The organism is Pseudoalteromonas rubra (assembly GCF_005886805.2).
GTDB lineage: Bacteria > Pseudomonadota > Gammaproteobacteria > Enterobacterales > Alteromonadaceae > Pseudoalteromonas > Pseudoalteromonas rubra_D.
The window spans coordinates 909,451-921,059 of sequence record NZ_CP045430.1; the positions used below are offsets into that span (position 1 = coordinate 909,451).

Below are 11,609 nucleotides of genomic sequence, written 5' to 3' on the forward strand. Positions count from 1 at the left end.
ACAGCTAAAAATGTAAATTAAATGAGTAAATTTTTAAATTAAAATGTGATCTAAAACAATGACGGCAACACCTGAAAAGCTTCTAAACAAACTGGATAGCTGGGTCACAAGCTTGTTGAAGCCCGGCACTTTGCTCCCTTGGTGTCTGTTATTCTGTTGGGTTTACCTGACGGCACAATATGAGTGGCTCAGTGCTATGTTTGGTGCTCCGATTCTGGCGGCTATTTTTACTCTGCTGCTGAGCTTATTCGTGCTTCTTATTGGCCTGCTACTAATGGTGCTGGGAACTTTGTGGTTCTTAGCTGAACAGCCACTCAGTCCAGAATCACCCGAGACAAAATCCCGATTACCTTAATTTACAGGACAAGACCGAAACTCCGTTTCGCAGCTTTCTGAGGTGAGGTCATGTATGACCGAAGGAGCGATGCTTCATGGATGAATTGCTCCGCGCTAGTCAGTTGATGCGTTTCAATCCACGCACCCGTGAAGGGCGAAGCAAGACCGAAACACCATTTCGCAGCTTGCTGAGGTGAGGTCACGGATGACCGAAGGAGCGATGCTTCACGGATGAATTGCCCTGCATCATTTTAGCTGATGTGTTTCAATCCACGCGCCCGTGAAGGGCGAAGCAAGACCGAAACACCGTTTCGCAGCTTGCTGAGGTGAGGTCACGGATGACCGAAGGAGCGATGCTTCACGGATGAATTGCCCTGCATCATTTTAGCTGATGTGTTTCAATCCACGCGCCCGTGAAGGACGCGACCACTGTTACCCAGATGATTAACCGCGCGTACTCTGTTTCAATCCACGCGCCCGTGAAGGACGCGACTTGAGTATAAAAAGGGCGAGGTGTGACAGCAACTGTTTCAATCCACGCGCCCGTGAAGGACGCGACCTGATTGATGCTTTACACTATGGTGCGGACGACGTTTCAATCCACGCGCCCGTGAAGGACGCGACCATAGGTCATATAACCCGCGCACCCTGGTTCGCTGTTTCAATCCACGCGCCCGTGAAGGACGCGACGTATATGGCGGTGTTCCAATCGTAACGCTCGCCGTTTCAATCCACGCGCCCGTGAAGGACGCGACAGTTTCTGGTATCTGGCTGGCTGCCGTATATCCAGTTTCAATCCACGCGCCCGTGAAGGACGCGACGTTATGTCCCATAGAAACAACTCATACATCCACATGTTTCAATCCACGCGCCCGTGAAGGACGCGACCGCCGAGTCAGGCTGGTTTATCCTGTTTTGTCGTGTTTCAATCCACGCGCCCGTGAAGGACGCGACCTGTGCCAATTTATGTGGTCATTGTTGATGAAGGGTTTCAATCCACGCGCCCGTGAAGGACGCGACGAGGCTGTCAAAAAGCTTGAGTCAACGGTCAACGTTTCAATCCACGCGCCCGTGAAGGACGCGACCGTTGACGGTCTCGCCATCTGAGGAGGTGTTTGAGTTTCAATCCACGCGCCCGTGAAGGACGCGACTTTAACGCCAGTCTCTATGTTAGCAAAATAGTACGTTTCAATCCACGCGCCCGTGAAGGACGCGACTTTCTTGATACGGTTGATGATTTCTCACTCTTTAAGTTTCAATCCACGCGCCCGTGAAGGACGCGACTATGAACAAAATGCAAGAGAGGGTTGTAAGGGAGTTTCAATCCACGCGCCCGTGAAGGACGCGACTGCCCATTTGATTCCGCTATTACGCCATTTTCTGTTTCAATCCACGCGCCCGTGAAGGACGCGACAGCATAAACCTATCATCTTTAATGAATATAAGCGGGTTTCAATCCACGCGCCCGTGAAGGACGCGACCGCCGCGTAATGCGGCGTTTTTAATGCTCAGACGTTTCAATCCACGCGCCCGTGAAGGACGCGACGACGTGTTACATCGGCTAGTAAGCAAACATTTTCTTGTTTCAATCCACGCGCCCGTGAAGGACGCGACTCATTCAACAGTTCATTAGCGGCTGCGGCTAATGTTTCAATCCACGCGCCCGTGAAGGACGCGACTGTTCGTTACACCATTTGCTCCAAACTGTAGCTGTTTCAATCCACGCGCCCGTGAAGGACGCGACGGCCGTGATAATGACACAGCTACACCAGTGGGTGTTTCAATCCACGCGCCCGTGAAGGACGCGACTAGAGCCTTGAGGCTTAAAAATGCCGAGCTGATTGTTTCAATCCACGCGCCCGTGAAGGACGCGACGCAGGTGGCGCATTATGGATAAAACAATAGATAGTTTCAATCCACGCGCCCGTGAAGGACGCGACCAGCCCATTGCTCACCATCAGCACCCCACAAATGTTTCAATCCACGCGCCCGTGAAGGACGCGACCTCGTACCAGTCTCGACCATTGGATATATTAGCCTGTTTCAATCCACGCGCCCGTGAAGGACGCGACGTGAGGGCGTATCCCAGCACATTGACGAGGCTGGGTTTCAATCCACGCGCCCGTGAAGGACGCGACAGGTGAATTGGGCATAAAGCAGGAAGGGATCGCTGTTTCAATCCACGCGCCCGTGAAGGACGCGACAAAGGGTGAGCTTAAGCCTATCCCGCAAGCAATAGTTTCAATCCACGCGCCCGTGAAGGACGCGACTGCCTTAACTATAAGGCACAGCTAGCTTAGCAAAATTGTCGGTTTTGCGCTAACCTCGGCAAAAGCTGCAAATCAATCCAGTTCTAAGCAGATCAACTGTAAAAATATCCTTATTTTTAAAGAACATATAAGAGCGCTAACCTACCGGGGTTTTCATGAGAACTAAGGGTTAGCGCTCCCTTTCATTTTTTCAGATTTTTTAGCGATTAAATATAGACTTTGATAAACATATTTATCCAGGAACAGGGGCCTTATCTAAGCCCCATTATTCCTGCTGGTGCCAAACACATAGCCCAGTAGTGCGGTGAGGGTTGGAAAGAGCACATTGAGTATGATCAGCTGGAGCGTGTCGAACCAGAATGCGCGGAAGGTGGCGCGCTGGTTTGCAAGTAGCTCAAGTTTGGCCTGCATTTGTTCGGCGCTGAGTGTGTTGTTTGGGTTGGTGGTGATGGCGTTAAAAAAGCGGATTTCGCCCCACACAAAAATGCTGAGAATAATGAGCAGGAAGCCAATTAATACCGCAATGATCCCCCAGGTGAGGTTCACACCGGCTTTTTCTTTACCTGTCAATGGCTCCGGATCGGAGACCGGGGCTTCCATAGGCGACGAGTCCTGGGCGGAGCTTAAGTCCAGGTTTTGCCATGGTGATTGTGTGTGGTTTTGGTCGCTGTCCTGTGCGTTACCTGTCATCCTGTATACCTAGTGTTGTGCGCTCGGCTTTGATTTGTTGATGTTATTGAGTTCAGGCATGACGAGCCGATGTACATCTTTGCCTTGTTTGTCTGCCGATAAAATGGCCCTGTCATGCACCACTTCGTCAGAAGCCCAGTCCAGCAGAGTGAGTGCAACTTTGGTCAAATCGCTGGATTTTTTTAATCCTAAGCGTTGTTGTAGCTGCGCCAGATAATCTGCATCGACGGAAAAGCGTACTTCAGTTTTTTTACTGTCTGCCATATTTACTCCAAAAAGTTTCCGGATTTCCTCCAATATTAGTGGAATAAGGAAAGGGGTGCAAACAAAACAATGCACAACTCCCTCATTGTTCAGGATCAAAAAAGGCCAGTCACATGGCTGGCCTTTTAGTTATACTCGAGTATGCAATTAGAAGCTGTATCTAAAGTTGACGTCCAACGTGTTGTAGTCGTCAACGTTGCGATATTCTGCATTTACCGAGAACATGGTGTTAAAGTGGTAGCCCGCACCCACAAAGAAAAGCGGGTTGCTATCACCATCTTCACCGCTGGTTTTCTCGTAGCCAAGTCCTGCTTTTAATTCAATATTTTCCAGCACTCGCGTCTGATATTGACCACGTAGACGATAGATGTCGTCATCATCGGAAGCAGAGGAGTTACGTTGGTATACTCCAGCCTGGTATGTTTCCGTGACGTCAAGCTGAGCTTTCAGATCCACTTTACCAATATGAAAACTCACATCAAACAAAGAGGTTTCATCCAATTCGTGAATGTAACCCGCGCCAAGTGTAAACTGGTCAAGATCCAGCTCATAGTTAGCATTAAAAGAGTAGCTTTCATCATATCGATAACTATTGCCAAATGAATCACTTACACTATAGTAGCGCCCTTCAACATAGTAGTTTTCAAAGCGCTTACTTGCTGCCAGATTTACACCGGTAAGCGTATCGTTGGCCATATCACTATCGTTTACACTAAAGCGCTTATAACCCACTTCCACTTTATCAAAGTTAATCGTGTGAGCCACCGCAGGCGCACCAGCCAAAAGCGTGGCTAATCCAGCCACAAGAGATAACTGCTTCATCGTTTTCCTTTTTACTCTATCTCAAAAAATACTGACTACCGGACCTGTTATGGTCCGAATATAGCTGCGCGCATTATAAATATTTGTTCTAAAATGTACAGGATATACGCATTAAGAGATTGATAAATAAGCAAAATGGGAATGAAATTACTCTGATTGAGCAGAATATGGGCCAGCTAAGATGATGGCCCTGGTTTAAATATTACTCACACTGCGCTGCTGGAAAGGTATCAACCTCATCGGTAATATGTACATTGTAGCTATTATTAGTAATAGCAGTGGTGCCGTAATGACCGGCGTCCGGACCTATTGTAAAGCTGTTTTGTGCGCCCAGCCCTGCGCGAATAAAGGCTTCGGCGTCTGTTTTTGCATTACCATACGCACGCACTATATTCAGGCCCTGCGATTGTAACTGCTGGATCTGCTCAATCTTATATTCAGCCGTTCTGAATAAGCTGGTTTCATTGCTTAAAGAAGTACGTAAAAAACCACGCGGCAGACCCATCCAGTTTAACCAATCCCGGGTACCTTTGGCGTACCAGTAAACACGGGCAGTCAGGTAAACAGGCTGATAACCCAGGTCCAGGTATCGACGCACCAGGCTATAAGCGCCTTCTTTTTCATCGGCGCGGTCAATACCGGTATAATCGCCAATTTGTTCAGCATCGGATTCGGTCAGAGTACCATCAATATCGAACAAGACCGCCTGCGTATTTGGCTGAATGACTGTCACAAATCCTTCGGTACCGCTTCCATCCGCAGGCACCGCAGCATAAATGCGGTACTGTCCGGCATTCATTGCTGGCAGTGTGACACTGGCTTTGCCGTCGCTGTTGGTCACGGCCTCACCCAGATAGCGCCAGTCACTGTCCTGCTGAGCACGCAAGTAAAAGCGTACCGTTTCAAACTCGAGATCTTTGTGTGCAATCGCGCCGTAATCAAATTTTGCAGTTACAGTAACACTGTTACCTTCAGCCACCACTTCATCGTGGATCATATGAAAACTCGGCAACCAGGTAATAAAACGATTAAGACCGTTGCGATAGCCCGCACTGGGCACATTAGGTTTAGCATAATTTTGCTCAATCCAGCTTGGCTCTGGACATTTTGGCAGTGCTTGTGCGCCAAAAGTACATGCAACGGCTGCAATAGCAACCGCTTTAGCTGTGATATGAGTCAACCTTGATAACTTCATACATACTCCCGTCGTTTAATTCGAGGCAAGAATATATACTCTAGATTACATTTTTATTAACGCAAACTTTTCATAAAAGCAAATGTTTTAACAGCAAAGTATCGTCCTATCGTCACCGGGTAAAGACGACTTTGGGTTTTGCTGGCTCTGCGGTGCTGTCTGGTTGGGGTTTTGTGGGCGCCTGGCTGTGCGCAGACAAGCTTTTTAACGGGGTCGAGTGGATATTGCGCTTAGCGGCTACCCAGGCATATTGTCCATAAGATTCAAAGATATAATTGCCACTTGGCAGCTGGATTTGTCCATAAATCACATCATCAGTCAGGGTCAGATAAACGTAGGAGCGCTCATCTAGTTGTTTGCCCACCTGACCTGTGAGTCGTTTCTCCTGCCCTGTTTCGGTGATGTCTATGATTTCAGAGCAGATCTTTTCCTGGGTCTGCGGAATTAAAAACTCAAAGCTATCACCCATCTCCAGGGTGCGGATGCTTTTTACGTCCAGCTCCACATACGCTTCGTCATACAATTCATAGGGAACTGTGGTACCCGACTTGAAGAATGCTCTGGCGTGCTGTGACTCTTTGTTGATGGTGTAGTAGGTACTTTGTAATTCATGCTGTGGCAATCTCACGCCACTGTTATGCTGGGCAGCCGTCATCACTGCTGGCTCATGCGTAATGGCCAGTTGCAGTTCGGTCACGTTCAGTGGCGCGCTTACCTGCTTGCCCGACGTGCCCAGACCGTCTGAGAGAGTCTGCTCATTGCCATAAAACAGCAACATAACACATGACACCAACCCAACGACGCCCATTAATATGTAAGTGAACACTTTCAACATATCAATAAATTAACAAATGAAGTACTAATGGGAACATTAATTGCTCTGCCAGTATTTATCAAGTGAGATTAATAACAGTACAGGCTGCCAGCACCGCCCGTGTACATAATTAAACTAATATCAATATGTTAAAAAGGAAACACTATTTACCTTTGTTTACATTCGCCAAACTGCCGATGCGCTGGATTCTTTAATGAAAGGGCTAAATTTCACACAGATGGTGCGCATCTGAGCCTGCTGGTGCTATGCTTGAAGCTTAGGAAAGTCTCATAATACGCCTGAACACACGTACCAGAGTGCAGGCAGCAACCGGAGTACACATAGGTCGATTTAATGCAGGTTCATGATCTTACACTGATGCTGTCGTTGTGGATTGCGTCTCTTACTGGTGCGACTTTGCTGTTTGTGATCTCGAAAATGACCCAGACCATCACCGGCACCCGAGTTTGGTCCCTGGCTATGTTGCTACTTTCCTTTGCCTATTTATCACAGTTGAGCATGCAAAGCCTGGATGTTCAATGGCGCGTTTTAACCTTTAATACCTTCCTTATACTGGGGCACTCAGCGTGGCTGATCGGCACCTGGCAATTCGTCGAACGAACCCCGTCAAAACAAAAAATAGCCTGGCTGATCCTACCTGTATTGCTGATCTCCTGGCTAACAGCCACCGTCTTTCCTGAGCGAGAACTCCGCATCACACTTATTGGCATTTGGCTGATAGCAGTACGTTGCCATTATGCCTGGGTGCTTTACAAGCACGCACGTCAGGATAGAAACGAATTTCTGGCCGCCAGGATCGCTATCGGGATCGTGTGTCTGGAGGTCTTTTTCTCGATTATGTATACCCTGCAAGGTGCGCTGGGCAACCTGCCACAAATCGGAGAAGCCTTCAACTGGGTAGCTGGCTATACCTGGGTTGCGGCTTTGCTGGGGATCCTGGCCGGTGCGCCGATTTTATTGCTACTCAGTGCAGGGCGCTTTGTAAAGGCGCTGGAATTTGCAGCCAATCACGACCTGCTGACCGGACTGCTCAATCGCCGTGGGCTAGCCAGACAACTCAACGAGCTGCTGCCGCTGAGCAAAAGAAAGTGTGACTCACTCACCGTCATGATGATAGATCTCGACCATTTTAAGCGCGTGAACGATCTGTACGGCCACCAAAGCGGTGACCGCGCTATTGTCTGCATTGCCGATGTGCTCAAAACACACTTTCGCAGTGCCGATCTGCTGGCACGCTGGGGCGGCGAAGAATTTTGCCTGGTCCTGTTTGATATGCAACCCGACATGGCGGCAACCTGTGCAAACAAACTACAAAATGCCTTTGCACAACAAAGTCTGCAACTGGGGTTAGGTGATACTCCTTTGACCATCAGCATAGGTATTGCCTGTAGCCGCGAGATCAGCCTGCCGGGCTTCGAAACCACCCAAAATCAGGCAGACAAAGCCCTGTACGATGCCAAACATGCCGGACGAAACTGCGTGAAAGTAGCCAGCATGGCACTGAGCCTGCTCGAAGAAACGCCCTGATTTACCGTTAGGCGTTCAGCTGATAGGTCAGGCTCTCAAGCATGGTCGTAGTTGGCCGACCTATCAGGCGACCCAGTGTGCCGCTATTCTCATACAGCCAGCCCGCATTCGCCTGAGCTTCAGCATCAGCCAGCAACGCCGCAAATCCGGCCGGTAATCCCAGCTGAGTCAGAAAATCTGCATAATGTTGTTCAGACACATAGTTTGTCAGTACGGTTTTGCCACTTAGCTCAGTGGCCAAGTCAGCCAGTGCCTGTAAATTAAAGCTCTGATCGCCCGCCAGCTCATAGGTTTTGCCAGCATGGTCCGGCTCGGTCAGTACCACAGCTGCTGCCTCGGCATAATCCCCCCTCGCAGCACTGGCAATTCGCCCTTCATGCATTGCACCGACAATGGCACCCGCAGCAATACTGCCAGCAATCCCTGCGCTGTAGTTTTCGTTATACCAGCCATTGCGCAACAACACATAAGGCACATCCGACGCTTTAATCAACTGCTCAGTATCCCGATGCTCATCACTGAGTTGCATGGGTGACTTATCGGCATGCAAAATACTCGTATAAGCCAACAGCGCCACACCTGCTTGTTTCGCTGCGTGAATAACCGCGCTGTGCTGACGTACCCGTTGGCCAATCATATTACCCGAAATAAGTAATAACTTACTTACACCCTTCAAAGCATTAGTCAAGGTTTGTGGCTGATCGTAATCTGCTGTTCTGAGTGTTACTCCAAGACGGCTTAACGCTTCGGCTTGCCCCGGGTCGCGTACCAGTGCCACTATCTGCGACGCCGGAACACGCTTTAGTAAAGCCGCGATCACCAGCCGACCCAACTGACCATTTGCACCTGTTACTGCAATCATATTATCTCTCCACTGTCTGTGTTTCATGTTGATGGGCTTATTGTCTGGCAAAATGGCTGTTATCATAAGATGGTCATTACAAAATGAAGTGTTCTGAAAATGATTACAATTAATCATGGCTCGCTGAAATTACTGGCTATCTTTGCAACGGTGATTGACAGCGGCAGTTTTGCAGCCGCCGCACGGCGTTTACACTCCAGTCGCTCACGAGTAAGTGAACAAGTGTCTCAGTTAGAATCGCAATTGAATGTACGCTTGTTGCAACGCAGTACACGTCAGTTAAAACTGACCCAGGAAGGAGAAAAAATACTGCAACATGCCCGTCAGTTAGACGGCATATTACAAAATATAGAAGCGGATCTGACGGATACTGAGCCCAGTGGCCGAGTCACGCTGACCATGAATCACGACATTGCGCATAAGTTTATTCTGCCCAAGCTCGACAAACTGGCACAGCGCTATCCGAAGATTAGCCTGGATTTGAATGTCGATGATAACCCGCTCGACCTGATTGAACAGCAAATTGACCTGGCTATTCGGATTGGCTTTATTCGTGATGAATCTTTGGTTGCACGCATTCTTCATCAGGAGCGCTTGGCCCTGTTTGCCAGCCCCACATTGCTGGCACAGTATGGCATGCCCAACACAGTGGCTGAGCTGGAGGCCATGCCCTGGCTGATGCTCAAACAAACCGCCGAGCAGGGCGCACAAATGCTGTTTGATAATGAGGAGCCGGTGGTGATCCAACCCCTCCAACATCACAGTTGTAATTCACCTTACCTATTGCAGCAAATGGTCGTGAGTGGGCTTGGCGTAGCAACCTTACTGCCTTCTACCGTGCAACAGGAGATCAGCGATGGCAAGTTAGTCACACTCTGTGAATCGTTGCACAGCGAACCGCTGGTGTTTTCACTGGTTTACCCGTCTCGTCGTCAGGTGCCACAACGTACCCGGGCCGTCATTGACTTTTTACTCTCTGAGTCGCTATTTCACCTTTAAATTCTATTTAAGAGAATGGTTAGTGCGATTTTTAGAAATTTTAAAAACTAAAAACGAATTTATACTGTTTCATATCGGCTGAGGGGAAAACAACTGAACACCTGCCCCGCAAGCCCTGGCCTAAATATTACGCACTTGAGGAAACGGTAATGACTAAATTAATTCAACTATTCGACCAAAACACAACGCTGTCTCATATTGCTGCACTGCTTGCACGCATTGGCTTGTCAGCCATCTTTATTCTCGCAGCGATGAACAAGATCCAGTACTTTGAAGGCAACGCACAGTATATGGCATCAAGCGGCCTGCCTGGCGAGTTACTGCCACTGGTCATTGCCTTTGAGTTAATCGGTGGTCTGATGATACTGGGTGGCCTGCTTACTCGCCTGACAGCCATTGCATTCGCTGGGTTTAGTCTGGTTAGTGCGCTGTTGTTCCACTTTGACCTGGCAGATCAAATACAGTTTATTATGTTCTTCAAAAATGTTGCGATGGCAGGTGGTTTCTTGGCGCTGGCGGCCTATGGTGCGGGTAAATTCAGTATCGACCAAAAAATTCTGACCTCTCAGCCAATCGTTAAAGGCAAGCTGGCTTAAAACCAGTTTCACTTAATATCTGAAAAGAAAATCATGGACGCGCGGTAGCTCAACGCACCGCGCGTTTTTTATTTATTCTGACGCCATGACACGCTTACCATTGGCATCAACCACCAACAGATAAGACTGGCCAAAATCACCGTTGCACAAATCAATGGCATTGCCAGCGACCTCAAGCCCGTCGGCACAGCTGCTAACTTCATAATAAGAAGTCACCTGACCTTTTTCGGTAGTGGTGACTTTTTCGCCCCCAACCATCACGTCATAGCTACCATTGGCAAACAAACGCACGTTAAATACGTCGGCTTTATTTTCTTGCTTTTTACTAATCACAGACAAACTGCGTTCGCCGTCTGCTTCCCAGGCAATCACCCATAGATTGGCACCATCTTTCAGGGTGGTATTCATACGCTCTTGCTTTTCGCCACTGTTACTGTCTTTAACACCCAGGTTGATCATATTGTTAATGGCTTTGTAGCTGTAGCTGTATGTCTTGCCCACCTCTTTTGCAGGTACATCCGCTGACACCACGCTACCGCTGTCAAATAAACCGCTGTAACCTGAACTGATAGACCTTCTTTTAGCGTGAAAATCAGCCATGTAGTCCAGAGAGTTAACAAAAGACATTTTCGCATCATGGCTCAGCTGCTCTTTCAGCTCTTCACTTCCTTCACCACATCCAGTCAGGGCAGCTGATAAACCCAGCAAAACTGCAAGCCCTAATCCTTTGTTGACGTTGTTCATAATCATCTCCGTAAATCCATCCAATAAAGAATAATACTGCCAGGCAATGCTTTGCCTGAGTTAAGTCTTAAACACCATCCTGGCTGTTTATCCACAGCGCTACCAAACAGTGTTGTTTATTTGTGTCTGCTCATTTTTATGGGAGAGATATTAACATGTTAATTACCTTCTCCAAGGTTTATAAATGTGCACAATTGTTTAATTCTGTAAGCAGAGTGACAGCCTTGTCATAAACACGCTTAGCCTCTCAAAATACAGATAAAAATCAATATTAATCAGCCATTAAACAATTATGGGATTGAGAGTAAAAGTAAATTAAAATTATGAAAAGTGCGTGACAAAGATACTCAAACAAGCTGATATGTTTGAATATAGCCAGAAGATTAATCGCAACTTAAAATACAACAAATTCACAAAAAAGTAAAAACTAAAGCAACCCAGGGGCAGCCCCCGGGTTGCTTTACAGGGC

11 protein-coding genes and 1 CRISPR repeat array are annotated in these 11,609 nt (G+C 48.0%); of the genes, 4 read left to right on the forward strand and 7 right to left on the reverse strand.

The annotated features are described in order from the left end of the window. The first annotated feature begins 58 nt into the window (after positions 1–58). Complete coding sequence (locus CWC22_RS22750; protein ID WP_138538480.1) at positions 59–355, forward strand: hypothetical protein; 297 nt, start codon at positions 59–61, stop codon at positions 353–355. Positions 356–731: 376 nt separating this feature from the next. Beyond that, positions 732–2,606: a CRISPR direct-repeat array (repeat unit 32 nt; unit sequence GTTTCAATCCACGCGCCCGTGAAGGACGCGAC). Positions 2,607–2,861: 255 nt separating this feature from the next. Here the strand turns inward: CWC22_RS22750 and CWC22_RS22755 are convergent. From CWC22_RS22755 to CWC22_RS22775, 5 genes are all read right to left on the reverse strand, one after another. Next, complete coding sequence (locus tag CWC22_RS22755) at positions 2,862–3,296, reverse strand: hypothetical protein (protein ID WP_125564685.1); 435 nt, start codon at positions 3,294–3,296, stop codon at positions 2,862–2,864. 9 nt (positions 3,297–3,305) lie between these two features. Continuing rightward, complete coding sequence (locus CWC22_RS22760; RefSeq protein WP_010379919.1) at positions 3,306–3,560, reverse strand: hypothetical protein; 255 nt, start codon at positions 3,558–3,560, stop codon at positions 3,306–3,308. A gap of 147 nt (positions 3,561–3,707) precedes the next feature. Then, positions 3,708–4,382 (reverse strand): porin, encoded by a 675-nt coding sequence (locus CWC22_RS22765; RefSeq protein ID WP_138538481.1) that lies wholly within the window; start codon positions 4,380–4,382, stop codon positions 3,708–3,710. 202 nt (positions 4,383–4,584) lie between these two features. Further along, a complete protein-coding gene (locus tag CWC22_RS22770) occupies positions 4,585–5,577 on the reverse strand; it encodes a phosphatidylinositol transfer protein (RefSeq protein WP_138538482.1) in 993 nt (330 codons plus the stop codon). 112 nt (positions 5,578–5,689) lie between these two features. After that, positions 5,690–6,355, reverse strand: a complete 666-nt coding sequence (locus CWC22_RS22775; RefSeq protein WP_138538483.1) for a hypothetical protein — start codon at positions 6,353–6,355, stop codon at positions 5,690–5,692. A 390-nt stretch (positions 6,356–6,745) separates the two neighbouring features. Here CWC22_RS22775 and CWC22_RS22780 point away from each other — a divergent pair, with 390 nt between their 5' ends. After that, the gene (locus CWC22_RS22780) at positions 6,746–7,939 is read left to right on the forward strand and encodes a GGDEF domain-containing protein (RefSeq protein ID WP_125564678.1); all 1,194 of its coding nucleotides are present in this window, start codon (positions 6,746–6,748) and stop codon (positions 7,937–7,939) included. Positions 7,940–7,946: 7 nt separating this feature from the next. Here the strand turns inward: CWC22_RS22780 and CWC22_RS22785 are convergent, their stop codons facing one another. Continuing rightward, positions 7,947–8,867 carry an SDR family oxidoreductase gene (locus tag CWC22_RS22785; protein ID WP_230090669.1) on the reverse strand — a complete coding sequence of 307 codons (921 nt, stop codon included), beginning with the start codon at positions 8,865–8,867 and terminating at the stop codon, positions 7,947–7,949. 33 nt (positions 8,868–8,900) lie between these two features. Here CWC22_RS22785 and CWC22_RS22790 point away from each other — a divergent pair, with 33 nt between their 5' ends. Together CWC22_RS22790 and CWC22_RS22795 are read left to right on the forward strand one after the other, a co-directional pair. Further along, a complete protein-coding gene (locus tag CWC22_RS22790) occupies positions 8,901–9,800 on the forward strand; it encodes a LysR family transcriptional regulator (protein ID WP_138538484.1) in 900 nt (299 codons plus the stop codon). Between the two features lie 149 nt (positions 9,801–9,949). Beyond that, a complete protein-coding gene (locus CWC22_RS22795) occupies positions 9,950–10,396 on the forward strand; it encodes a DoxX family protein (protein WP_125564674.1) in 447 nt (148 codons plus the stop codon). A gap of 72 nt (positions 10,397–10,468) precedes the next feature. Here the strand turns inward: CWC22_RS22795 and CWC22_RS22800 are convergent, their stop codons facing one another. Continuing rightward, positions 10,469–11,140, reverse strand: a complete 672-nt coding sequence (locus CWC22_RS22800; RefSeq protein WP_138538485.1) for a hypothetical protein — start codon at positions 11,138–11,140, stop codon at positions 10,469–10,471. Positions 11,141–11,609 lie beyond the last annotated feature (469 nt).

Coding starts and splice junctions, on each gene's coding strand:
- CWC22_RS22750 (WP_138538480.1), top strand. CDS start 59: ATGACGGCAACACCTGAAAAGCTTCTAAACAAACTGGATAGCTGGGTC.
- CWC22_RS22755 (WP_125564685.1), bottom strand. CDS start 3,296: ATGACAGGTAACGCACAGGACAGCGACCAAAACCACACACAATCACCA.
- CWC22_RS22760 (WP_010379919.1), bottom strand. CDS start 3,560: ATGGCAGACAGTAAAAAAACTGAAGTACGCTTTTCCGTCGATGCAGAT.
- CWC22_RS22765 (WP_138538481.1), bottom strand. CDS start 4,382: ATGAAGCAGTTATCTCTTGTGGCTGGATTAGCCACGCTTTTGGCTGGT.
- CWC22_RS22770 (WP_138538482.1), bottom strand. CDS start 5,577: ATGAAGTTATCAAGGTTGACTCATATCACAGCTAAAGCGGTTGCTATT.
- CWC22_RS22775 (WP_138538483.1), bottom strand. CDS start 6,355: ATGTTGCTGTTTTATGGCAATGAGCAGACTCTCTCAGACGGTCTGGGC.
- CWC22_RS22780 (WP_125564678.1), top strand. CDS start 6,746: ATGCAGGTTCATGATCTTACACTGATGCTGTCGTTGTGGATTGCGTCT.
- CWC22_RS22785 (WP_230090669.1), bottom strand. CDS start 8,867: ATGATAACAGCCATTTTGCCAGACAATAAGCCCATCAACATGAAACAC.
- CWC22_RS22790 (WP_138538484.1), top strand. CDS start 8,901: ATGATTACAATTAATCATGGCTCGCTGAAATTACTGGCTATCTTTGCA.
- CWC22_RS22795 (WP_125564674.1), top strand. CDS start 9,950: ATGACTAAATTAATTCAACTATTCGACCAAAACACAACGCTGTCTCAT.
- CWC22_RS22800 (WP_138538485.1), bottom strand. CDS start 11,140: ATGAACAACGTCAACAAAGGATTAGGGCTTGCAGTTTTGCTGGGTTTA.